This is a genomic window from Stenotrophomonas testudinis, assembly GCF_024499815.1.
Lineage (GTDB): Bacteria > Pseudomonadota > Gammaproteobacteria > Xanthomonadales > Xanthomonadaceae > Stenotrophomonas.
Genome location: NZ_JAMOKY010000019.1, coordinates 19,585 through 41,380, shown reverse-complemented (window position 1 = coordinate 41,380; position 21,796 = coordinate 19,585). Strand labels below are relative to the sequence as shown.

20 protein-coding genes and 1 tRNA gene are annotated in these 21,796 nt (G+C 69.1%); 11 read left to right on the top strand and 10 right to left on the bottom strand.

Annotation, left to right across the window (positions count from 1 at the left end):
• Positions 1-123: 123 nt before the first annotated feature.
• A tRNA-Ile gene (locus NQ204_RS12090) sits at positions 124-199 on the bottom strand.
• Positions 200-305: 106 nt separating this feature from the next.
• On the opposite strand from NQ204_RS12090, the gene NQ204_RS12085 reads away from it, so the two are divergent.
• The gene (locus NQ204_RS12085; RefSeq protein ID WP_256643971.1) at positions 306-488 is read left to right on the top strand and encodes a hypothetical protein; all 183 of its coding nucleotides are present in this window, start codon (positions 306-308) and stop codon (positions 486-488) included.
• A 68-nt stretch (positions 489-556) separates the two neighbouring features.
• Here the strand turns inward: NQ204_RS12085 and yjjJ are convergent, their stop codons facing one another.
• From yjjJ to dtd, 3 genes are all read right to left on the bottom strand, one after another.
• Positions 557-1,957, bottom strand: a complete 1,401-nt coding sequence (gene yjjJ, locus NQ204_RS12080; protein WP_256643970.1) for a type II toxin-antitoxin system HipA family toxin YjjJ — start codon at positions 1,955-1,957, stop codon at positions 557-559.
• Positions 1,958-2,203: 246 nt separating this feature from the next.
• Entirely contained in the window at positions 2,204-4,057 is a 1,854-nt protein-coding gene (gene rpoD, locus NQ204_RS12075) for an RNA polymerase sigma factor RpoD (RefSeq protein ID WP_108770117.1), read from the bottom strand.
• Between the two features lie 90 nt (positions 4,058-4,147).
• Complete coding sequence (gene dtd, locus NQ204_RS12070) at positions 4,148-4,588, bottom strand: D-aminoacyl-tRNA deacylase (protein WP_256643969.1); 441 nt, start codon at positions 4,586-4,588, stop codon at positions 4,148-4,150.
• A 61-nt stretch (positions 4,589-4,649) separates the two neighbouring features.
• On the opposite strand from dtd, the gene NQ204_RS12065 reads away from it, so the two are divergent.
• The 4 genes from NQ204_RS12065 (at position 4,650) to NQ204_RS12050 (ending at position 8,904) form a co-directional block, all read left to right on the top strand.
• Positions 4,650-5,570, top strand: coding sequence for a lauroyl acyltransferase (locus NQ204_RS12065; protein ID WP_256643968.1), 921 nt, complete (start codon positions 4,650-4,652; stop codon positions 5,568-5,570).
• Positions 5,571-5,645: 75 nt separating this feature from the next.
• Positions 5,646-6,779, top strand: coding sequence for a GTP cyclohydrolase II RibA (gene ribA / locus NQ204_RS12060; RefSeq protein WP_256643967.1), 1,134 nt, complete (start codon positions 5,646-5,648; stop codon positions 6,777-6,779).
• A 158-nt stretch (positions 6,780-6,937) separates the two neighbouring features.
• On the top strand, positions 6,938-7,369 hold the full coding sequence (locus tag NQ204_RS12055; protein WP_256643987.1) for a PH domain-containing protein: 432 nt from the start codon (positions 6,938-6,940) through the stop codon (positions 7,367-7,369).
• On the top strand, positions 7,366-8,904 hold the full coding sequence (locus tag NQ204_RS12050) for a PH domain-containing protein (protein WP_256643966.1): 1,539 nt from the start codon (positions 7,366-7,368) through the stop codon (positions 8,902-8,904). The genes NQ204_RS12055 and NQ204_RS12050 overlap by 4 nt, the downstream gene beginning before the upstream one ends.
• Before the next feature lie 83 nt (positions 8,905-8,987).
• Here NQ204_RS12050 and NQ204_RS12045 read toward each other — a convergent pair whose 3' ends face one another.
• A complete protein-coding gene (locus NQ204_RS12045; RefSeq protein WP_256643986.1) occupies positions 8,988-10,046 on the bottom strand; it encodes a CDP-glycerol glycerophosphotransferase family protein in 1,059 nt (352 codons plus the stop codon).
• Here NQ204_RS12045 and NQ204_RS12040 point away from each other — a divergent pair.
• A complete protein-coding gene (locus tag NQ204_RS12040; protein ID WP_256643965.1) occupies positions 10,045-10,851 on the top strand; it encodes a glycosyltransferase family 2 protein in 807 nt (268 codons plus the stop codon). The two genes, NQ204_RS12045 and NQ204_RS12040, sit on opposite strands and share 2 nt — an antisense overlap.
• 88 nt (positions 10,852-10,939) lie before the next feature.
• Here NQ204_RS12040 and NQ204_RS12035 read toward each other — a convergent pair whose 3' ends face one another.
• The 5 genes from NQ204_RS12035 to def all read right to left on the bottom strand — a co-directional run bounded on the left by NQ204_RS12035 (position 10,940) and on the right by def (position 16,970).
• Positions 10,940-12,109: an O-antigen ligase family protein gene (locus NQ204_RS12035; RefSeq protein WP_256643985.1), complete on the bottom strand. Its 1,170-nt coding sequence runs from the start codon at positions 12,107-12,109 to the stop codon at positions 10,940-10,942.
• A 229-nt stretch (positions 12,110-12,338) separates the two neighbouring features.
• The gene (locus NQ204_RS12030) at positions 12,339-14,054 is read right to left on the bottom strand and encodes an ArnT family glycosyltransferase (RefSeq protein WP_116864052.1); all 1,716 of its coding nucleotides are present in this window, start codon (positions 14,052-14,054) and stop codon (positions 12,339-12,341) included.
• A gap of 22 nt (positions 14,055-14,076) precedes the next feature.
• Positions 14,077-15,408, bottom strand: coding sequence for a 16S rRNA (cytosine(967)-C(5))-methyltransferase RsmB (gene rsmB, locus NQ204_RS12025; protein ID WP_256643984.1), 1,332 nt, complete (start codon positions 15,406-15,408; stop codon positions 14,077-14,079).
• A gap of 4 nt (positions 15,409-15,412) precedes the next feature.
• Complete coding sequence (gene fmt, locus NQ204_RS12020) at positions 15,413-16,336, bottom strand: methionyl-tRNA formyltransferase (protein WP_256643964.1); 924 nt, start codon at positions 16,334-16,336, stop codon at positions 15,413-15,415.
• Between the two features lie 121 nt (positions 16,337-16,457).
• On the bottom strand, positions 16,458-16,970 hold the full coding sequence (gene def / locus NQ204_RS12015) for a peptide deformylase (protein WP_256643963.1): 513 nt from the start codon (positions 16,968-16,970) through the stop codon (positions 16,458-16,460).
• 128 nt (positions 16,971-17,098) lie between these two features.
• Between def and NQ204_RS12010 the strand changes: the two genes are divergently transcribed.
• From NQ204_RS12010 to NQ204_RS11990, 5 genes are all read left to right on the top strand, one after another.
• Positions 17,099-18,226: a LysM peptidoglycan-binding domain-containing protein gene (locus NQ204_RS12010; RefSeq protein WP_116865420.1), complete on the top strand. Its 1,128-nt coding sequence runs from the start codon at positions 17,099-17,101 to the stop codon at positions 18,224-18,226.
• 144 nt (positions 18,227-18,370) lie between these two features.
• On the top strand, positions 18,371-19,504 hold the full coding sequence (gene dprA / locus NQ204_RS12005; RefSeq protein ID WP_256643962.1) for a DNA-processing protein DprA: 1,134 nt from the start codon (positions 18,371-18,373) through the stop codon (positions 19,502-19,504).
• 43 nt (positions 19,505-19,547) lie between these two features.
• A complete protein-coding gene (locus tag NQ204_RS12000; protein WP_108770130.1) occupies positions 19,548-20,021 on the top strand; it encodes a DUF494 family protein in 474 nt (157 codons plus the stop codon).
• Positions 20,022-20,060: 39 nt separating this feature from the next.
• Positions 20,061-20,792 (top strand): pilin, encoded by a 732-nt coding sequence (locus NQ204_RS11995; protein WP_256643961.1) that lies wholly within the window; start codon positions 20,061-20,063, stop codon positions 20,790-20,792.
• Between the two features lie 55 nt (positions 20,793-20,847).
• Positions 20,848-21,777 carry an RDD family protein gene (locus tag NQ204_RS11990; RefSeq protein ID WP_256643960.1) on the top strand — a complete coding sequence of 310 codons (930 nt, stop codon included), beginning with the start codon at positions 20,848-20,850 and terminating at the stop codon, positions 21,775-21,777.
• The last annotated feature ends 19 nt before the right edge of the window (positions 21,778-21,796 follow it).

The following is a 21,796-nucleotide window of genomic DNA, read 5'->3' as shown; positions in this document are numbered from 1 at the left end:
GCACGACCCCGCGGTCGGTAGCCGACTGTGATGGCAACGATCGTAAACGGTCACCAAGCGGTCACCAGATGATGCTGACTCGACGACGAGGGCTGCGCGGTTGATCCCAAGTGCCTGATTGGATGGTGGGCCCACCAGGATTCGAACCTGGAACCAAGGGATTATGAGTCCCCTGCTCTAACCGTTGAGCTATAGGCCCTGCGCACCGCCACAGTGTAGTGGAGCGCGCCCCCGCCCGGCTACTCAGGCATCACTGCCAGTGCCTTGGCCACCTGCTCCAGGCGCACCTCAGGAATCTCCGCAAAGTGCTGCATCTGCCGCAGGTGCGCCTGGAACAGAGCCACCGTCCGCCGGGCCGATTCAAGCCCTGGCTGATTGCCACCATCAAAGCCTTCAACCAGCGCCGAGCCAGAGAGCGGATGTGCGTGACCTGCCGCGCGTCTGCATCGATGCCGGTGATGTCCGGCCCCGCCTACGTGATGTGTTGAGCATCTGCACGACCAGACTGCGGCCGCGCCAGGAAGAATTCAAACGGCAGATGCGACACAGCGCGAAATCACCCGAACCGCGCCCCCATCGCCCTCACCCGCTCGGCATTCGCCGCCGCCAACTCCCGCAGCCCAACCGAACCCACCCGCGCATCCCGCGCAACGCGCTCCCAGAACTCACTCGCCAGCGGCGCGGCCCAGCGCAGATGTTCCAGCTCGCCGCTCTCACGCGGCGCAACCGCGTCCAACGGCACATCCTGCCGCAGCACACCCAGCCGCGACGGTGCCAACGACATCGGCAACATGTCGTATGCCGGCGCCAGCGGCAGCGCGCCGCGATCGACGAAGTGGAAACCGATGTTGCCCTGGTGCATGTCGGTGTTGCCGATCAAGCGGCCAAACGCATGCAGCCGCGCAATCGCCTGCACGGTTTCGGCAGATAGCCAGCCCAGCGCCTGCAGCAGCGCACCCGCACGCGGCCACTCCGCAGTCGCCTCACCCGCAAACGCGGCCGACAGCGACAGCAGCGAAACAAAGCCCCGGCGCCCCAGCACATCGGCGCTGCGGTCGAAGCGTGTCACTTCCAGGAAGGTATGCGTGGGCGTCTGCAGCAGCTCACTGCTGGCGGCATCCACGCCAGCGGCGCGCAGGGTTTCCAGCGCCAGGTGTTCGCAGACCAGCAGATCGGCCCAGCGCTGCGCGGCCTCACCACCATCGGGCTGGGCGAACTTCACGATCACCGCGCGGCGACCGCCGTCGCCTTCCACGGTGGCGGTGAACTTGGGCTGCTCGCCGCCGGGCGAGGAACCCACGTCTTCGCCGGCCAATGCGGCACGCGCGCGTTGCGGGTACTGCTGCGGCCGGTCACGTGCATCCACGCGGTCAGGTGGGGCATCCAGCGCGGCCAGCGCCGCCTGTACGGCCTCACCGCCCAGCAGCAGATCGCCGGTCTGGGTTCCGCCGCCGTGAACCAGCGCCACCAGCACGTCGTCGCGCTGCCAGCGCGACAGATCCGTAGGCAGGCCCAGTCCGCGCGCGCGCCCATGCGCAAAGCTGCGGCCGAGGAAGCCCTGCGGGCGAAGATCATCGAGGTACCACGGCAGGCCCGGGAAGAAGGCGGCAATGTCGCCGTCCGGTGCGCGCAGCAGGTTGGGCCGCGCGCGGCTGGCATCCACGTGGAAGGTGTCGCCACTGAGCGCGATCAGCCGGCCCAGCTCTTCCAGCGTGGCGTCTTCGCGCAGGCGGTACAGCGGCCATTCGCTGCCTACACGCGAGGGCTGGCGCAGGGCATAGGCGGTGGCGCGGGTCTGTCCCAACCGTACGACCTGATCGCCACTGGCCGCGACCAGGCGGCTGAGGGTCATGCGGTTCACGCCCAGACGCTCGGCCAGCGCCGATGCGGGCTGTGGCTGGCCAGGGGGAAGCTGGGCGATCAGATCCTGGGGCTGCAGGAGCGCGCGGCGGGCCATGGAGGGGCCTTGGAGACGAATAGTGTTACGTATTTATCGCAAAATCTCGCTGCCCGCAAGCTGGCGACGGGGCCAAAGATGCTGTTTTGCAAAGGTTTTCAAGAAGACAGCAGCGGCTCAGAGCAAATATAGTGTTACGTAAAAATTACGAATACATCAGGCAGTCCGTCGGGCATGGCCCGGCGCTACCAAAGAAAAACCCCGCCGAAGCGGGGTTTCTCTCAACACATCAGCCGCAACCAGATATCAGTCGATATCGAGGAAGCTGCGCAGCTGCTCCGAGCGGCTCGGGTGACGCAGCTTGCGCAGGGCCTTCGCTTCGATCTGGCGGATGCGCTCGCGGGTCACGTCGAACTGCTTGCCAACCTCTTCCAGCGTGTGGTCGGTGTTCATGTCGATGCCGAAGCGCATGCGCAGGACCTTGGCTTCCCTCGGGGTGAGGCCGGCCAGCACGTCGCGCACGGTTTCAGACAAGTTGATGTTGGTGGTGTTCTCGATCGGGGACTCCACGTTGGTGTCCTCGATGAAGTCGCCCAGATGGGAATCCTCGTCGTCGCCGATCGGGGTTTCCATCGAGATCGGCTCCTTGGCGATCTTCATCACCTTGCGGATCTTGTCTTCCGGCATGTCCATTTCCTTGGCCAGCTCCTCCGGCGTAGCCTCGCGGCCGTACTGCTGGAGCATCTGGCGGGAAATGCGGTTCAACTTGTTGATCGTCTCGATCATGTGCACCGGGATACGGATGGTGCGTGCCTGGTCGGCGATCGAACGGGTGATCGCCTGGCGGATCCACCAGGTGGCGTAGGTCGAGAACTTGTAACCGCGGCGGTATTCGAACTTGTCGACGGCCTTCATCAGGCCGATGTTGCCTTCCTGGATCAGGTCGAGGAACTGCAGGCCGCGGTTGGTGTACTTCTTGGCGATGGAGATCACCAGGCGCAGGTTGGCCTCGACCATTTCCTTCTTGGCCTTGCGGGCCTTGGCTTCGCCGTAGGCCATGGCGCGGCTGATTTCCTTCAGCTCGTCCAGGTCCAGCAGGGTCAGCTTTTCGATATCGATGGTGGCCTGCTGCTCGGACACGATCTGGTCCTTCACCTCACGCAGCGCCGACGACCACTTCTGCTTGCGCTTCAGTGCGTCTTCCACCCATTCCAGGTTGGTCTGGTTGCCTTCCCAGGAACGGATGAAGTCCTTGCGCGGCATGCGGGCGGTGACGGTGGCCAGGTTCAGCACGCGGCGCTCATGCGACTTGATGTCGGCCATGGTGTCGCGCAGCTGCTTGGTCAGCACGTCGGTCAGCGGCAGCGGCAGCTTCAGGGTGACGAACACCGCCGACATCTCCTCGCGGAGCTTCGGCAGGTTCTTCTTGTCGCCCTTGGCGGCAGCCTTCTTGAAGGCATTGAACGCGTCGGTCAGCGCCTGCATGCGCGCGGCGACTTCCTCCGGGTCCGGACCGGTCGGTGCGGCTTCTTCATCGCCGCCGTCGACATCATCGTCCTCGTCCTCGTCGGCGTCGTCATCGCTGTCGTCGCTGTCATCGGACGCAGCAGCGGCCGGAGCCGGCACTTCGTCGGAGAGGTCGTTGAAGCCGACGATCACTTCGGCAAGGCGCTTCTTGCCTTCCTTGTGGGCGTCGTAGTCGGACAGCAGCGATTCGACCGAGACCGGGAACTGGCCCAGGGCGGCCTGCACCTGCGAAAGGCCTTCCTCGATGCGCTTGGCGATGGCGATTTCGCCTTCGCGGGTCAGCAGCTCGACGGTGCCCATTTCGCGCATGTACATGCGCACCGGGTCGGTGGTGCGGCCACCTTCGGTGTCCAGCGCGCTCAGCGCTGCGGCGGCTTCTTCGGCCGCGGTGTCGTCGACCTCACGGTTGCCCGTGTTGCCGTCGTTGAGAAGCAGGGTTTCCACATCCGGCGCAACTTCATGGACATCAATGCCCATGCCGTTGATCATGCCGATGATGTCTTCGATCTGTTCCGGGTCGACCATGTCGTCCGGCAGATGGTCATTGACTTCGGCGTAGGTCAGGTAGCCCTGTTCCAGGCCCTTGCTGATCAGTTGCTTGATTTCGGATTGGGCAGGACGTTCGTTGGCCATGTAGTGCTCGCGCCACCGGCTAGGGAGAAATAGGGAACGTAGCATTATACCAGCCCGGGGCCCGGCCTGCCGGGCGGTGGTCCCGGGGGCCTAGGGCCTGAGGAGGAAGGTCACGGGACCATCGTTGACCAGGCTGACGACCATATGGGCACCAAACCGGCCCGTTTCCACCCCCGGGGCGTGATTTTCACGGCAGATCTCGACAAATCGGTTGAAGCCGCGTTCAGCCTCGTCCGGCGGGGCGGCGCTGGTGAAGCTGGGGCGCATGCCCGACCGGGTATCGGCGGCCAGGGTGAACTGGCTGACCAGCAGCAGCCCGCCCCCGGTATCACGCAGCGAACGGTTCATTTTCCCCGCCTCATCTGCGAATACACGGTAGCCAAGCAGCCGTTCGGCCATCCGCTTCAGCTGCGCCTCGGTATCGCCCGGCTCCATGCCCACCAGGGCCAGCAGGCCGGCGCCGATCTGCCCGACCGCCTCGCCCTCCACATGCACGGCGGCCTGGGTGACACGCTGGATCAGGACGAGCATTGAAGGGCTCCAGATAACGGGGCCGGCCACGATAGCAGCGCCCTTGGCTAAACTGGGGCCAATGAATCCGCAACGCAAAGCCCGGCTGGTCTATCGCGCCACCACCCTGTTCGCCCGCCTGCCCTGGCCGCTGCTGCGGGGGGTCGCGCACGCCCTGGCCTGGGCCTGGATCCGCCTGAACGCCCGCGAGAGCCGGGTGACCCGGCGCAACCTGGAACTGGCCTACCCGGAAATCACCGGCACCGCGCGCGACCGCCTGCACCGCGAGCTGCTGCGCTCGACCGCGCTGCAGGCCATCGAAACCCTGCGCCTGTGGAGCCAGAAGCCGGCCGACAACCTGCGCCTGCACCTGAAGGAACAGCACGGCGCGGCCCTGTATGACGCAGCCTTGGCCAGCGGCAAGGGCGTGATCGTGGCCGCGCCGCACTTCGGCAACTGGGAGCTGTTGAACCAGTGGCTGGCCTCGCGCGGACAGATCGCCATCGTCTACAAGCCGCCGGAGGACGAGGCCGGCGACGCCTTCCTGCAGCTGGTGCGGGGCGGCCAGAACGTGCAGCAGGTGCGCGCCGAAGGCCCAGCCGTGCGCCAGCTGTTCAAGGTACTCAAGGACGGCGGGGCCACCGGCATCCTGCCCGACCAGCAGCCCAAGGCCGGCGACGGCGTGTTCGTGCCGTTCTTCGGCGTGCAGGCGCTGACCATGACCCTGGTCAACCGCCTGGCCGAGCGCACCGGCGCCACCGTGTTGTATGGCTGGTGCGAGCGCATCGGGCCGGACATGGAATTCGCCCTGCACATCGAGCCGACCGACCCGGCCGTGGCCGACCCGGACCCGCAGGTAGCCGCCACCGCGCTCAATGCCGGCATCGAGCGCATCGCCCGCCGCGACCCCACTCAGTACCAGTGGACCTACAAGCGCTACACGCTGCGCCCGCCGGGCAGCGGCGAAGATGACCCGTACGCCACCGAAGAGCATCCGCACTGAGGACGGCGGAAGCCGGCCTGCGAGCGGCTGCCGCAGTACGTTGAATACGACGCTGGCGCCCCCATAGAGACTGCGATGTCCGCCTCCCCCGGTCCTGCCATGCCTGCTTCTTCCCTGTTCGGCGATCCCGCCGCGATCCGCTGCGAACGCGCGGTGGCCGAGCTGCGTGCCGGTCGCCCGGTCCTGCTGCACGACGGCCAGGGCCAACGCCTGGCGGTGATCGCGCTGGACAGCGCCACGTCCAGCAGCTTCGCTGCCTTCGCCAGCGCCGCGCGCGAGCGCCACTACCTGTTCCTGACCGCCACCCGCGCCCGCGTGCTCGGCGTGGAGGCGGCCGACGGCGCGCGCCTGCCGCTGGCTGGCGTGGCCTTCGATGCGCTCCCCTCGCTGGGCTACCTGCGCGGGCCGGGCCCGATGCCGGACGGCTGGAGCGCCGGTGACGCCTTCGATGCCGGCGCGGTGGAACTGGCCCGCCTGGGCCTGCTGCTGCCGGCGATGGTGGCCGTGCGCCTAGACGCCGATGACCACACCTTCGACGGTGCGGCCGAGGTGGCCCTGTGCGACCTGGCCGAAGGCGCGGCCCATGCTGCCCATGATTACGAACTGGTGGCGCGTTCGCCGGTGCCGCTGCGCGACGTCGGCATGACCACCTTCGCGGTGTTCCGCGGCGGCGTGGCCCAGCGCGACCAGGTGGCGATCATCGTTGGTGAGCCGGACCTGTCGGCCGTGGTGCCGGTGCGCGTGCATTCCTCCTGCCTGACCGGTGATCTGTTCGGTTCGCTCAAGTGCGACTGCGGCGACCAGCTGCGGCGCGGCCTGCGCAAGCTGAAGGAACTGGGCGGCGGCGTGCTGCTGTACCTGGACCAGGAAGGGCGCGGCACCGGCATCGCCGCCAAGATGCGCGCCTACGGCTACCAGCACGACGGCCTGGACACCATCGACGCCGATGCACAGCTCGGCTTCGGTGCCGACGAGCGCCGCTATGGCAGCGCGGTGGCGATGCTGCGCGGCCTGGGTATTTCGCGCGTGGCCCTGCTCAGCAACAACCCGACCAAGGCACAGCGCCTGCGCAACGCCGGCATCGAAGTGCTGGACTGCATTCCGGTCACCGGCGAGATCACCGCCGAGAACGAGCACTACCTGCGCACCAAGGCCGACCGCGCTGGCCACATGCTCGATGTCGACGCGCTGATCCAGGCCGCCCAGTAACGCGGCCGACCTGCTACCGTCTGCGCGGGGCGGCTGCGGCCGCCACCGCCCTGCCCTGCTGCCCGACGGACGCCCGCGTGACCGAACTGCCTTCGCCTGCATCGCCGCACCTGTACCACCTGGACCACTGGCAACCGCTGCCCCGCCGTGCCGCGCGCATGGCCGCGCTGGAAGGCGCGTTCGGCGGCCTGTTCGTCCCCGGCGCGCCACTGGCCGCGGCCTGGTGGTTCTTCGACCTGCCCGGCGGCCTGTGGGGCGCAGCGGTGGGTCTGCTGGTCGGCCTGGTGCTCGGCGCCTGGCTCGGCCATCGGCGCCTGACCCGCACCCGCTGGCGGCTGGACGCACAGGGGCTCGGCCTGCGTCGCGACCTGATGTGGCAGCTGGAAACCCGCATTCCCATTTCCCGCGTGCAGCACCTGGACCTGCGCCGCGGCCCGCTGGAACGCCGCGCGGGCCTGGCCACGCTGATCGTGCACACCGCCGGCACGCGCCTGAGCGCGGTCACCGTCAGTGGCCTGGATGAGGCCGACGCGGAGCGCCTGCGCGACACCCTGGCGCATCAGCTCGACCAGGACGCGGACGCCCTGTGAGTCTGCCGCCGCCCCTTCCGCCGTCGCCGCCCGGCGATGGCCAAGAGAATCGCCTGCACCCCTGGTCGTGGCTGTTCGTGCTGCTGATGCAGCTGCGCCACTACCTGCTGCCGTTGGTGGCGCTGCTGGTGTTCGGCCAGCGCGGCGACCGCGACCCGATGTGGGCGCAGCTGATTCCGCTGTCGGCCATCGCCGCGCTGGTACTGTTGTCGGTGCTGCAGTATCTGAGCTACCGCTACCGCATCGGCAGCGACGCGATCACCGTGCGCAGCGGCCTGCTGTCGCGCAACCGCCGCGAGATTCCCTTCGCCCGCATCCACAACGTGGAAGTGCGGCAGAACCCACTGCACCGCCTGTTCGGCGTGGCCGAGCTGCGCCTGGAATCGGCCGGTGGCGTGCGCCCGGAAGCGGAGATGCGCGTACTGAAACTGGACCAGGCGCTGGCGCTGGAACGGCTGGTGCGCCAGCGCGGACAAGCACCTCAGGCGGTTGCCGGTGATGCGCCGCAGGACATCGCCAGCGTCGACGACGAGCAGGTGCTGCTGCGGCTGTCAGCGTGGGACGTGATGCGCATGGGCCTGCTGTCCAACCGCGGCTGGGCACTGGCCGTGGCCGCCTTCGGCGTGCTGTTCCAGACCGTGCCGCGGCCGGTGATGGACGATGCCATCCAGCGCGGGGGCCGCCAGGCCTTCGGTTACGTCAGCCACCTGCACCCCGGCCTGACCGGCACCCTGCTGCTGGTGGCGGCCACCCTGCTGCTGGGCTGGCTGGGCCTGCGCGTGCTGTCGGTAGTGCTGACGGTGCTTCGCTATCACGGTTTCACCCTGAGCGAGCGCGAACGCCGGCTGACGGTGTCCACCGGCCTGCTCAGCCGCACCCGCAGCAGCGTCGCACGCCGCCGCATCCAGGCCTGGACGTTGCGCGAAGGCACGCTGCAGCGCTGGTTCGGGCTGCGCCAGCTGCGCATCGACAGCGCGGCGGGTGGCCCCTCTCGTGACGATGACCGTGCCCTGCGCGAACTGGCGCCGCTGGCCCCGGCCGCCACCTGCGAAGGGCTGGTCAAGCACCTGCTGCCGCAGCTGCAGTGGCCGCCGTCACAGTGGCATGCGCTGCCGCAACGCGGCTGGTGGCGGCTGAGCCTGGGCAGCCTGGTGCTGGTGCCGCTGCTGGCAGCGGGCGCCTACTGGCGCTGGGGCCCGTGGGGCCTGCTGGTGCTGGGCTGGCTGCCGGTGGCGCTGCTGGTGGCACACCGGCAGATGGCGCGCATGGGCTGGCACCTGGATGGCCAGTTCGTGGCCGTGCGGGGTGGCTGGTGGAAGCGCTGGTGGCGCTGGGCCGAACTGGACAAGGTGCAGGGTCTGCGCCTGCAGCGTTCACCACTGGACAAGCTGCTGGGCACCGCCAGCCTGCAGCTGGATACCGCAGGTGCGCACGGCGACGTGGCGCTGGCGCTGAACTACCTGCCGCAGGCGCAGGCGCAACAGGTGATGGAGCAGCTGGCGGTGGCATTGGCGCGGCGCAAGCTGCGCTGGTGACACGGGGTCGGATTCCTTTCCACGGGAAAGGGCTCTGACTCCTGCCATGCATCCACGCATGGCGTGGATCTACACGACGCCGATCACCGCTGCGACGGACCCCAATACCCCAGGTCCTTGCGGATCTGCAGGTCCCGCACCCAGCTGCCGAACGGCTTGCGGCGCAGCGCGCCCATTTCACCGGACAGGAAATCCTCGGTCGTGGCGATCACCCGCTCGCTGGAGCGGCCATCGCGGAACGGGTGGATGGCATCGGCATAGCGCACGATCTCCGCCTGCAGCGCGGGCTCCGGGTGCAGCGCGCGCTGCAGCATTGCCGGCAGCTGCGTGGCCTCGTCGAAGTCGATCATGTGCGCCTTCGGCACGCGGTTGCGGAAGGTCACCACCGGCTTGTGCTGGACGATGAACTCCGAAACGATCGACGAGGTGTCCGACACCAGCACATCGGCCGCACGCTGCGCGGCCATCACCTGCTCCGGCTCGATGAAGCGCGCGTTGGCACCGGCCAGTGCGCGGTAACGCTCGAACAGTTCCGGCGGGCACTTCGGGTGCAGGGTCAGCAGCCAGTAGCGCTCACCGGCAGCGATGTCAGCGGTGATCGGCTCCAGCAGGTGCGGGGCCGCGCTCAGGCGCTCGGTGAACGTCGAGCCGAACAGAATGACCGGACGCCCGGCGGCCGGTGCACGCAGCGCGGCACTCTCGCCGCCATCGTCGCGGAACAGCGGGTCCAGCTTCGGCCAGCCAGTCTCGGCCACGGCGAAGTGGCCCTGCTGCTCGGCGATCTGCCGGAACGGTGCCGTGGTAGCCGGCCCCTGCGTGCAGTACAGATCGAACATGCCGCGCACCCTGAAGTGGCCGCGGGCGCTGTCGCGCTTCTCCACGTTGAAGCCATGGAACAGCTGCACCTTGGCCCCGGACAGGAAGGTCGGCACCCAGTTGGCGGCGCTGAACACCGCCCGCGGGCGCATCGCCAGGGCCTGCTTCAGGCCGATGTTGGGTACTCCCGGCAGGCTGCTGCCGGCCGCACCGCCCTCGAACCAGGCGGCCACCTCCTGCCCGGACGCGTGCAAGGCCTGCGCCAACGGGGCGAGAATAGGCAGCGCATAGCGCTCCGTCGCAAACAACAGGTACCCGGCCATCATGTCCTCCACGACCGCTCCCATCGAACGGCCTCGCATCTCGGCGTGCATTATCGCGTTCAACGAGGCCGGGCGCATCGGCGACTGCCTGGCCTCGCTGGCCTTCTGCGATGAGATCGTGGTGGTGGACTCGCAGTCCACCGATGCCACGGTGGCCATCGCCGAGGCCGCCGGTGCCCGCGTGCTGCAGCGCCCGTTCAATGGCTTCCGCAGCCAGAAGGCGTTCTGCGTCGAGCACGCCAGCCACGACTGGGTGCTGTGCCTGGACGCCGACGAACGCATCAGCCCCGAGCTGCGCACGGCCATCGAGCAGGCCCGCGACGGCGGCTTCAGCGACCACGCCGGCTACCGTTTCGCCCGCCTCTCGGAGTATTTCGGCAAATTCCTGCGCCACGGCAACGCCTACCCGGACCGGGTGATGCGGCTGTTCGACCGCCGCCAGGGCGGCTGGCGCGGCAAGCGCGAGATCCACGAAGCGGCCAGCGTCGATGGCAGCGTCGGCACCCTGCGCGGCGACCTCATCCACTACCCCTACCGCTCCCTGCAGCAGCAGCTGGCCAAGACCGAGAAGTACGCGCGGATGATGGCCGAGCACGAGTTCGCATGCGGCAAGCGGGCCACCCTGGGCAAGCTGGTGCTGGCGCCGGCCTGGAGGTTCTGGCGCGGCTTCGTGTTCCGCGGCGGGTTCCGCGATGGCTGGCACGGCCTGGTGTATGCCTACGTGCGTGCCAACTACGTGCGGCAGAAGACCATCATGCTGTGGATGCTGGGCAACGGCCAGGCCGTGGCCGACCCGCGCAGCGATTGATCCGGCATCCGTGCCGACCAACGGTCGGCACCCACCGGTATATCCACGCACCCACCGGTAGCGCCGGGCCATGCCCGGCGGCCAGGTGTCAGGCCTTCGCCCGATGGCGGGCGCCTTCCAGCAGTGACAGGCCGGTCAGCAGCCCGACGATGGTCACGTAGAAGCTGGCCGTCATCTGGTGGGCGAACATCGACTGGGTCAAGCCGCACAGCACGTAGGCGATGGCGATCATCACCCCCGCCGCCGCCGGCCCGCGGAAGGTGACGCGGCCGCTGCGCCGGTGCAGGTAGACGAACACCCACAGCGGCACGCCGTACACGGCGATCAGCATCAACACGCCCGGCAGGCCCTGGGTGGCGGCCCATTCGGCCACGTCGTTGTGCGCATGGCCGAGGTGGCAGCGCACTTCGGCAGGATCGTCGCGGCACACCGGCACGCGCTGCATGGCGCTGTCGAAGTGGCCGATTCCGACACCGGTCAGCGGATGATCGAGGAAGGTCTGCCAGGCCACCTGCAGGCGCTCGACGCGCGCACCGGCGGAGGAATCGACGTCGCCCTGTTCCAGCTTCTGCACGTCGCTGTGCAGTTCGGTCAGGCGCACCTGGTGGCGCAGTTCGGGCACAGACAGCAGCAGGGTGGCGCCGATGGCCAGCATGCCGGCCAGCACCGACAGGCGGGCCACGCCGGTCCGCCAGCGCAGGCTCAGCGCCAGCACCACCAGCAGCGCCAGCAGGGCGGCGAACACGCCACGGCTGCCGGTCAGCACGATGGTGCCGCAGCCGGCGGCCATGCCCACGATGACCAGCGACCAGCGCCGCGACGGGCGGCAGAACACCAGCAGCACCATCAGCATGACCACGATGTCGGCCAGCACGATGGCATTGGTGGTCAGCTCGGCGCGCTGCGCGCCCTGCAGCACCTGCACCAGTGACAGCACGAAGCTGCCCAGCAGGCCCGCCAGCGCGCCGCGCCAGAGCCAGCGCAGGTCCGGCCGCAGCGCGCAGACCCACAGTACGATCCACGGGATGACCAGGAACCGCGAACGGTTGTCGACGTCGCGCAGGCCCTGCTCGAACAGCACCACCGAGACCAGGCCCAGCGCCACCGCCGCCAGCATCAGCCAGGTCAGCGCGCGCACCGGCGTACCGCCCATGCCCCGCGCGCGCCACAGCAGCTCCGGCGCCAGCAGGGTGCTGACCAGCAGGGTCAGGGCATACGGCAACAGGTTCACCGGTACGGTCAGTACCAGTGCCGGCATGCAGAACAGGCCGATCTGTGCGATCCAGTGCGCAGCGCCAAGGCGACCGCCGGCAGGCACGGGCAGCGCTTCGGCGCGGGTGAGGCTCGGGTTGTCCGGTGAAGCTGGCACGTCGGGAATGATCGCTGCGGTCATGCGGAAGAAAACGGCGGCCCTGTGGCAGGCCGCCCGCCTGATGTTTTACTGGCTTTGTGCACGCTTGGGCAGTCTGGACAAGCCAACGGCCACGTTATTGCTCGTTTCTCTGCAACCGCCGTTCACGTTTCAGTTCGGCTTCGCTGGGCACGCAGGGACCGTGTACCGCCGATGCCGGCACCAACCACCAACGACGACGGTTGGCGACACCGGCCAGCACCGCTCCGTCGCGGTCCACGCAGCCCAGCATCACGTCCTGCTGAACCAGCAGCCAGCGCCGCTGCGGCGACAGCTGCTGCCATCGCACCCCGGCCTGCAACTGTTGATGCCAGGGCGCGCTGAAGCCGAAAGTCGCCGCCGGTCGCCCGGCCATCAGCAGATTCTGCTCCTTCCAGGCCACCAGACCCAGCTCGGCATCGGCACCCAGGCGCGCATCCACCGAGCGCATCAGGCCGCGGGCCGAACTGGAATCGTTCAACACCGGGTAGCCGACCAGGCTGTACAGCACCCACACCACGGTCAGCATCGCGACCAGCGCCAGGTGACGCCGCGCCGGGCCGAACAGCAGCAGGCCGGCCACGCCCGCGGCGCCCATGGCCAGGGCTGCCCAGGCCATCGCCACCACTGCCCCCGGCTCCAGCCCGCGCTCCAGCACCAGCCGCACTTCGAAGCCGGGGTTGCCGAGCAGGGCCGACGCACCGGCGGCCAGCGTTCCCAGCGACAGCAGCAGGGTGAAGCCACCCAGCACCCACTGCACGTCGCGCCGGCGCAGCAGGCCCGGCATCAGCGGCGCCAGGGCCAGGCAGAACATCGGCAGCGACGGCAGGATGTAGACGTCGCGCTTGCCGTGCGGAAGGGAGAAGAACAGCACGATCAGCAGCCACCAGGCCAGCGGCAGCAGGTAGCGCGGATCACGCCGCCGCAGCCGCCGACGCCAGGCCGGGATCGCCCACGGCAGGGCCAGGAACGCCGGGATCCACATCGACGGCATCGTGCCCAGGAAGTACCACCACGGCTGGTGGTGGTCCCACGACTGCACGTAGCGCTTGGCGGTCTGCCGGAACAGGATGTCGTCGAGGTAGGCCTGGTACTCGCCCGATTTCGTCGCCAGCGCGGTCATCACCATCGGCACCAGCCACAGCGCGACGGCGAGCACGAAGGCCAGCGGCGCCAGCCAGAAGCGCAGGTCACGCGCATGCAGGCGCACCCGCGGCCAGTGCAGCACCGAGGCGATCGCCGCCGGCAGGATCATCAGCAGCGAGAGCACGCCCACGCCCTTGGTAATGACCCCGATGCCGGCGAAGAACCAGCCGGCCCACCACCAGCGCCAGGCCGGCCCCAGCAGCAGGTGGCGCAGCAGCCCGTAGTTGGCCAACGTGACGAACAGCACCACCAGCGGGTCGATCTGCGCCTTCTTGGCCTGGAAGGTGAACTGCAGCGCGAACAGCAGCGCCCAGCCGGCGTACAGCCCGACCCGGCGCGTCCACAGCCGCCGGCCCAGGTCGACCACGCACCACAGGGTGCCCAGCGCGGCGATCAGCGAGGGCAGCAGGAAGGCCACCCGCCAGTTGCCGATCACGCTGTACAGGGTGGCCTGCCACCACATCAGCATGGGCGGCTTGTCCGAATACAGCTCCAGCCCCCGATGCGGGAACAGCCACTGGCCGCTGTCCACCATCTGCTTGGCGACCAGGGCGAAACGCGGCTCGTCCGATGGCCAGGGGTCGCGCAGTCCGAGCCCCGCACCCAGCACCAGCAAGGCCATCACTACGAACAACCACGTCTCGCGTGACGCGCGGGTTTTCAGCATGGGAACTCGGACAGCGACGGGGTCAGGCTGTTTTTAGCAGACGCGCGTAGAAGAAACCGTCAGCATCGTCTTCACCGGGCAGGCGCTGGCGGGCGATGCCCTCGCAATCCAGGCCGAAAGCGTCACCCAGCGGCGCCGCCCGGGCGTCCGGATGCCACTTCAGGAAGGCCCGCACCTGGTCGACGTTCTCGGCGCGCAGGATCGAACAGGTCGCATACAGCAGCACGCCACCCGGGCGCAGCATCGCCCAGCAGGCTTCCAGCAGGCGCGCCTGCACCCCCACCAGCGCCTCGATGTCCTCGGCACGGCGGTGGAACATCACGTCGGGCTGGCGGCGGATGACGCCGGTGGCCGAGCACGGGGCATCCAGCAGGATGGCGTCGAACGGGGTGCCATCCCACCAGGCCGCGGTATCGCTGGCGTCGGCCACCTGGGTCTGCACGTGTTCGCCCACGCCGGTGCGGGCATAGGTGTCCTTGGCCCGGGCCAGGCGCCGCGCATCGATGTCCAGCGCCAGCAGGCGCAGGCTCGGGTCGCGTTCCAGCAGGTGCGCCGACTTGCCACCGGGGGCGGCGCAGGCATCCAGCACCCGTGCGCCGGCCGGCGGCGCCAGGGCATCGGCCGCACACTGCGCCGACAGGTCCTGCACCGACAACGCGCCGTCGGCAAAGCCCGGCAGCTGGTTGACCGGGCTGGGCTCGGCCAGGCGCAGCGCATCGGCGCTGAGTGGGCTGGGCTCGGCGGCGATGCCGGCTTCGGCCAGCGCGGCCAGCGCCTTGTCGCGGCCGCCGAGCTGGCGGTTGGCGCGCAGCCACAGCGGTGCCGGCTGCAGGCTGGCGCTGAAGATCGCCTCGGCCTGCTGCGGCCAGTCGCGCTCGACCGCCTCGGCCAGCCAGGCCGGGAACGCGTCGCGCGCAGGTTGTTCCGGGAAGCCCTCGCGCTGCGCACGGCGCAGGATGGCGTTGACCAGGCCGGCCTGGCGCTCGCGGCCCAGCGCGCGCGCCGCATCGACGGTGGCCGACAGCGCCGCATGCGCGGGCAGCTCCAGCACGTCCAGCTGGGCGAAACCAACCATCAGAAGGGTGCGCAGGTCGGCATCGCGCGCCGACAGCGGCTTCTGCATCCACGCCTGCAGCGCAGCGTCATAGGTGCTGCGACGGCGAAGCACGGCGAAGCACAGGGCTTCCAGCAGCGCGCGGTCGCGGGTGTCGGCCAGCTTGGGCAGGGCCCATGCAAGTTCGGCCTTCAGCGAACGGCCACGGGTGAACACCTGGGCCAGCACGCGTGCGGCCAGCATGCGGGTGGCGGCGCCCGGCGCGGCCTTGGCAATGGAAAAATCGTTCTGCTTCGACACCGGGTTACGCTCCCACGCGCAGGTCGCGACGCGCATTGAGGTAATCGGCGGCGGTGATCGCCTTGCCGCCCTCGCGCTGCAGCACGCGCAGGCGCAGGGCGCCCTGCCCGCAGGCAATGTCGATGCCTTCGCGGCCGGCAGCCAGCACCGTGCCCGGGGACTTGCCATGCGCCAGGTCCAGCGCCACCGCGCCATGGATGCGCACGCGCTCGCCGGCCAGCTGCGCTTCGGCGATCGGCCACGGGTTGAACGCACGCACGGTGCGCGCCAGTGCCTGCGCGTCCAGCGCCCAGTCCAGCTTCGCTTCGGCCTTGTCCAGCTTGTGCGCGTAGGTCACGCCCTGTTCCGGCTGCGGCCGCGCGATCGGCTTGATGCCCGCGCGCAGCAGGCCCAGGCCGTCGGACAGCACCTGCGCGCCCAGGGCGGCCAGCGCGTCATGCAGGTCGCCGCCGGTGGCGGTGTCGGCAATGGCCAGCTCCTGGTGCAGCAGCACCGGACCGGTATCCAGGCCCGCTTCCATCTGCATCAGACACACGCCGGTGGTGGCATCGCCGGCCTGGATCGCGCGCTGGATCGGCGCGGCGCCGCGCCAGCGCGGCAGCAGCGAGGCGTGCACGTTCCAGCAGCCGTGGGTCGGAATGGTCAGCACCGCCCTGGGCAGGATCAGGCCGTAGGCCACCACCACCATCAGGTCCGGCTGCAGGTCGCGCAGCTGCTGCTGGGCGGCCGGGTCCTTCAGGGTTTCCGGCTGGTAGACCGGGATGCCACGGGCCACCGCTTCGAGCTTGACCGGCGACGGTGCCAGGCCACGGCCACGGCCGGCCGGGCGGTCCGGCTGGGTGTAGACGGCCACGACCTCGTGATGGCGCGCGGCCGCGCGCAGCGACGACACCGCGAATTCCGGCGTACCGGCAAAGACAATCCTCATGGCTACCCCACTTGCAGGATGGATACGTGCAGAAAGAACAACGGCGCCGTCGGCCGGCGCCGTGCAGCCCGCGCGGGACGCGCAGGCAGGGGCCACCGCGAAGGGCGGCCCGCGATGGCGGTCAGGCCACGTGCTTGCGCTGCTTGGCCAGCTTCTTGCGGACCATTTCGCGCTTCAGCGGCGACAGATAGTCGATGAACAGCTTGCCGTCCAGGTGGTCCATCTCGTGCTGCACGCACACCGCCAGCAGGCCGTCGGTGGTGAGCTCCTGCGGCTGCCCCTGGCGGTCGAGGAACTTCACCGTGATGGAGTCGGCGCGGGTCACGTCAGCGAAGATGCCGGGCACCGAGAGGCAGCCTTCCTGGTACACCTGGCCCCCGTCCTTGGCGACGATCTCCGGGTTGATGAACACCCGCGGCTCGTTCTTCTCTTCGCTCACGTCGATGACCATGAAGCGCTTGTGCACGTCCACCTGGCTGGCGGCCAGGCCGATGCCGGGAGCGTCGTACATGGTCTGGAACATGTCGTCGAGCAGGGTCTGGAAGGCCGGGGTGGTCACCTCGGCGGCGTCGATCAACGCAGCCCTGGTACGCAGGCGCGGATCGGGGAACTCAAGAATGGGGAGCAGGGCCATGGCTGTTTCCGGGTTGGGGCCGGGGATACGCCGGCATACGTCGCAGATTCTATCTGCAACGCTTGCCTTGCGCCCCGGTTTCTGGACTATAGTGCGCGAACCTGTTGGGGAATCAGGGCTTCGCACCTATGTTGCTTCGTTTTCGTACGGTCGTCGCTGCGGCGATGCTGACCGTGGCTGCCTATGCTACCGCCGTTGAAGTGAACGGCGGGCACCCGGACACCTATGTGGTCCGCAAAGGGGACACGCTGTGGGACATTGCAGGCCGGTTCCTGCAGAAGCCTTGGCTGTGGCCCGAGATCTGGCAGGCCAACCCGCAGATCGCCAACCCGCATCTTATCTACCCGGGTGACGTGCTCAGCCTGGCCTACCTGGACCGTGTGACTGCCCAGCCCGGCCCGCGCACGGAAGCCCCGGTGACCGGCGTGCCGCTCTCGGAGGTCGAACCCTTCCTGAAGCAGCTGAGCGTGGTCGACAGCATCGACCAGCTGCCCTACGTGGTCGGCCTGGAAGGGAACCGCCTGCGCGCCACCAGCGGCCAGGCCGCCTATGTCCGCCTGGCCGATGCCCAGGTCGGCCAGCGCTGGGCCGTGGTCCGCCCGACCGTGCGCTACGGCCAGCCCAAGCCGACCGAGGACCTGACCGCCAACGGCGACGTCACCCCGGGCAGCGGCAACCTGTGGAAGGCCTACAACGCGCCCAACCATCGCCGCGGCGTGCTGGGCTATGAGCTGGCCCAGGTCGGCCTCGGCACCATCACCCAGGTGGCCGGCGGCAAGACCGAAGCCTCCACGCTGATGCTGGACGCCAACGGCGACGGCCGTGAAGTGCGTGCCGGTGACCGCTTGGTGCCGGTGGAGGCCCAGCCGTACGACCTGCAGTTCTTCCCGCATGTGCCCGCCGCCAGCCTGGAAGGCCTGGATGTGCGCGTGCTGGCCGTTGCCGACATGTTCAATGCCGGCGGCCCGCGCGACGTCATCGCCATCTCCGCCGGCCGCAGCCAGGGCGTGGACAACGGCACGGTGTTCTCGCTGTGGCGCCAGGGCAGCCATGTCGCCCACCGCATGAAGTACCCGAACTCCTCGCGCATGGACGATTCGCCGTCCACCGGTGCGGGCCGGGTCAGCCTGCCGGACGAATATGCCGCCCACGCGATGGTGTTCCGCACCTTTGACAACGTCAGCTACGCGCTGGTGATGCAGGGCGTGAAGCCGGTGAACGTGGGTTACAGCGTCCAGCACCCGGACGCGAAGTAGAGTCGACCGTTGGTCGACTGCGCTTCGATCCGTCCGCGGTAGTCGACCAACGCTCGACCCTACCCACCGGCAGCGGACTCCCCTGACAGCAGAACGCGAAGGCGCCCTAGGGCGCCTTCGTCGCCCGTGGCCGATAGTCGGGCGATGCCTCGCCCCGCCTCTGCCCCCGATGCCCTCGCCCGCCTGGTCCTGGCCGGCGGACCGCTGGCGCCCCGCCGTGCCCTGCTGCTGGCCAGCGGCGATGCCTCCGCCGCGCTCGCCATGGGCGTGGCCGGCTGGCGCGCGCACGGCTGTTCCGCTGAACAATGCGCCGCCCTGCAACAGCCCGATCCTGCGGCACTGGCCGCCACCCTGCGCTGGCTGCAGCACCCCGACCAGCAGCTGCTGGGCTGCACCGATCCGGCCTTTCCGCCGTTGCTGCAGGACATCCCGCAGCCGCCGCTGGCAGTGTTCGTGGCCGGCGACGCCAGCCTGGCCTGGCACCCGGCGGTGGCGGTGGTCGGCAGCCGCTCGCCGACCCCCACCGGGCGCGCACTGGCGGCGCGCTTCGCCGCCTGCTACGTCGAGGCCGGCCTGGCGGTGACCAGCGGGCTGGCCGCCGGCATCGATGCCGCCGCCCATGCCGCAGCACTGGATGCGGGCGGGCGCACGGTGGCGGTCATCGGCACCGGCCCGGACCAGGCCTACCCGCCCGGCAATGCCCGCCTGCAGGCCCGCATCGCCGCCGAAGGCGTCGTGCTGAGCGAGTACCCGCCGGGCACCCCGGCGCGGGCGGGGCAGTTCCCGGCGCGCAACCGGCTGGTGGCCGGGCTGGCCCTGGCCACCGTGGTCATCGAGGCGGCCCAGCGCTCCGGCGCCCTGATCACCGCCCGCCTGGCCGCCGAGGCCGGGCGCGAGGTCGGCGCGGTGCCCGGTTCGGTGCTGAACCCGCGCGCGGCCGGCTGCCATCGGCTCATCCGCGAGGGCGTGGCCCTTGTCGAACGCCCCGAAGATGTGCTGGAACTGCTGGCCCCTGCCCTGCGCCAGCAACTGCCCGGCTTGCAAAGCCGCCTGGCCACCCCCACTGAACAGGCATCGCCGGCAGACCTGCCGGACCGGTGGGCGAACGACCCTGACTACCAGAGCTTGTGGCGGGCACTGGACCACAACCCAAGCGGTATGGATTCATTGATCACGCGTTGTGGATTGACGGCGCCTGAGGTGTCCTCCATGCTGCTGGCCATGGAACTGGCGGGAATCGTGGTGTGCGTACACGGCTGCTACTGTCGAACTCCCTAGTTTCTTCACCTCCACAGCGTCGCGCGACGCAGGCCGAGGGGCAATGAAAGAGAGCATTCTTGACGTACTGTTGTACCTGTTTGAACACTATTTCAGCGAAGATGCGGACCTGATCCGTGACCGCGACTCGCTGCAGAATGGCCTGATCCAGGCCGGTTTCAGCCCTACCGAGATCAACAAGGCCTTCGACTGGCTCGATGCGCTGGCTGCCCAGCGGCCGAGCGTGGCGCAGGCCCGGGTCGACGGCCCCGTGCGCATTTTCCACGGCCCCGAGCTGGACAAGCTGGACGTGGAATGCCGCGGTTTCCTGCTGTATCTGGAACAGCACGGCATCCTCGATGCCGACCAGCGCGAGCTGGTGCTGGACCGCGCCATGGCCCTGGACCAGGACGAACTGGACCTGGACGACCTGAAGTGGGTCGTGCTGATGGTGCTGTTCAACCAGCCCGGCGCCGAGGCGGCGTATGCCTGGATGGAAACGCAGATGTTCATGGACGAGCCAGAACCCCTGCACTGACCGTACACTTGGGGACCAAGCGCATTCAGGAGCGTCCCCGTGAGTGAGTGGTTTCACGCCCAAGGCAACCGCCAGCAAGGCTCGTTGCCGGCGGAGCAGTTGATCGAGCTTTTCCGCAGCAACGAAATCACCCTGGACACCCTGGTCTGGCGCGACGGGCTGCCGCAATGGCAGCCCCTGCGCAGCGTGGTCGACGAACTGGGCCTGATCGTGCCGGCCGTCGATGCACCGGCCAGCGCGCCGCCACCGCCGGCGGCCCCGCAACCGCCCGTCCTGCCGCCGGAAGCGCCTTACCACGCCAGCACCAGCACCGCCTTGCCGCCGCCCAGGAAGGGCCTGTCCGGCTGCGCGCTGACCGCCATCATCGGCGGCGTCGCCCTGCTGGTCCTGGTGCCGATCCTGGCCATCCTGGCCGCGATCGCCCTGCCCGCCTACAACGACTACGTGATCAAGTCCAAGGTCGCCGGTGCGATTACCGCCCTGCAGCCGCTGAAGGAACAGGTCCAGCGCTTCGCCGACGACCAGGGCCGCTGCCCGGGCGCCAACGACGCCGGCTTCCCCGAAGCGGGCAGCTTCGCCAGCCAGGGGCTGTCTGCCGTGCACATCGGCCGCTTCAACAATAGCCATTGTGGTATCGAAGCCACCTTGGCCCTCCCCGGCAAGACGATCGACGGTGACCTGCTGTGGCAGGAATACGACCGCGACAGCGGCCGCTGGGAATGCACCGGCGAAAGCGACAACAAATACCTGCCCGTGCAGTGCCGCGGCTGAGCCGCCGACCGCGCAGGCAGCCTGAAATCCAAGGATGACCCAACAGGGGAACGCAATGACTGAGTGGTATTTCGCCGAAGGACAGCAACGCCAGGGACCGTTCCCGGTCACCGAGATCCGCCAGCGCTTCCAGCGCGGGCAGCTGACTCTGGACACGCTGGTGTGGCGCGAGGGCATGGGCCAGTGGGCCGCCCTTCGCCAGGTCGTGGACGAACTGGGCCTGCAGACCCTGGCCGAGGCCAGCGACAGCAGTGCCACGGGCGGCTTCGACCTGCGCGGCGACTATGCCGCCATCGACAACGGCACCGCCCCCCTGCCGGGCACCGGCGCACTCAGCAGCTCGCCCTACAGCGCCCCGGGCGCGGCCAGCGGCGACTACAGCCAGGCCGTGCAGGGCGGCGAGGTGGTCTACGCGGGCTTCTGGAAGCGCTTCGCGGCCTACCTGATCGACTATTTCATCCTGCTGATCCCCAGCTGGATCATCGGCATGGTCCTCGGCGTGGGCATCGGCCTCGGAATGGGCGCGGCGGGTGGTGGCGATACAGCCACGGGCGTGGCCGCGCAGCTGGTCAGCGGCCTGGCCGGCCTGGCCATCTCGATGGTGTACTACGCCTGGTTCCACGCCTCGGCCGGCGGCGCCACGCCGGGCAAGATGGCCGTCGGCATCAAGGTCGTGCGCGGCAGCGGTGAGCGCCTGACCCTGGGCCGCAGCATCGGGCGCTACTTCGCCACGATCCTGAGCAGCATCATCCTGTGCATCGGCTACCTGATGGCGGCGTTCACCGACCGCAAGCAGGCCCTGCACGACATGGTCTGCGACACCGTCGTGGTCGACCGCTGGGCCTTCACCGACCAGCCGCACCTGCAGCGGCGCGAGCTGGGCACGGTCACCGTCGTGATGCTGGTCATCGGCGGCCTGATGGTCCTGGGTGGCGTGATCATCTCCATCGTCGCGGTGGGCGTGATCGCCAACATGGCCAGCTGAGGCTGGCCGACGGCGCCGG

Excerpts from the sequence above, each read along its gene's own strand:
- NQ204_RS12010 (WP_116865420.1), top strand. The coding sequence starts at position 17,099 with ATGTTGCTTCGTTTTCGTACGGTCGTCGCTGCGGCGATGCTGACCGTG.
- rpoD (WP_108770117.1), bottom strand. The coding sequence starts at position 4,057 with ATGGCCAACGAACGTCCTGCCCAATCCGAAATCAAGCAACTGATCAGC.
- def (WP_256643963.1), bottom strand. The coding sequence starts at position 16,970 with ATGGCCCTGCTCCCCATTCTTGAGTTCCCCGATCCGCGCCTGCGTACC.
- dtd (WP_256643969.1), bottom strand. The coding sequence starts at position 4,588 with ATGCTCGTCCTGATCCAGCGTGTCACCCAGGCCGCCGTGCATGTGGAG.
- NQ204_RS11990 (WP_256643960.1), top strand. The coding sequence starts at position 20,848 with ATGACTGAGTGGTATTTCGCCGAAGGACAGCAACGCCAGGGACCGTTC.
- NQ204_RS12000 (WP_108770130.1), top strand. The coding sequence starts at position 19,548 with ATGAAAGAGAGCATTCTTGACGTACTGTTGTACCTGTTTGAACACTAT.
- NQ204_RS12035 (WP_256643985.1), bottom strand. The coding sequence starts at position 12,109 with ATGCCGGCACTGGTACTGACCGTACCGGTGAACCTGTTGCCGTATGCC.
- ribA (WP_256643967.1), top strand. The coding sequence starts at position 5,646 with ATGTCCGCCTCCCCCGGTCCTGCCATGCCTGCTTCTTCCCTGTTCGGC.
- NQ204_RS12045 (WP_256643986.1), bottom strand. The coding sequence starts at position 10,046 with ATGATGGCCGGGTACCTGTTGTTTGCGACGGAGCGCTATGCGCTGCCT.
- NQ204_RS12040 (WP_256643965.1), top strand. The coding sequence starts at position 10,045 with ATGTCCTCCACGACCGCTCCCATCGAACGGCCTCGCATCTCGGCGTGC.
- fmt (WP_256643964.1), bottom strand. The coding sequence starts at position 16,336 with ATGAGGATTGTCTTTGCCGGTACGCCGGAATTCGCGGTGTCGTCGCTG.
- NQ204_RS12030 (WP_116864052.1), bottom strand. The coding sequence starts at position 14,054 with ATGCTGAAAACCCGCGCGTCACGCGAGACGTGGTTGTTCGTAGTGATG.
- dprA (WP_256643962.1), top strand. The coding sequence starts at position 18,371 with ATGCCTCGCCCCGCCTCTGCCCCCGATGCCCTCGCCCGCCTGGTCCTG.
- NQ204_RS12065 (WP_256643968.1), top strand. The coding sequence starts at position 4,650 with ATGAATCCGCAACGCAAAGCCCGGCTGGTCTATCGCGCCACCACCCTG.
- yjjJ (WP_256643970.1), bottom strand. The coding sequence starts at position 1,957 with ATGGCCCGCCGCGCGCTCCTGCAGCCCCAGGATCTGATCGCCCAGCTT.
- NQ204_RS12055 (WP_256643987.1), top strand. The coding sequence starts at position 6,938 with ATGGCCGCGCTGGAAGGCGCGTTCGGCGGCCTGTTCGTCCCCGGCGCG.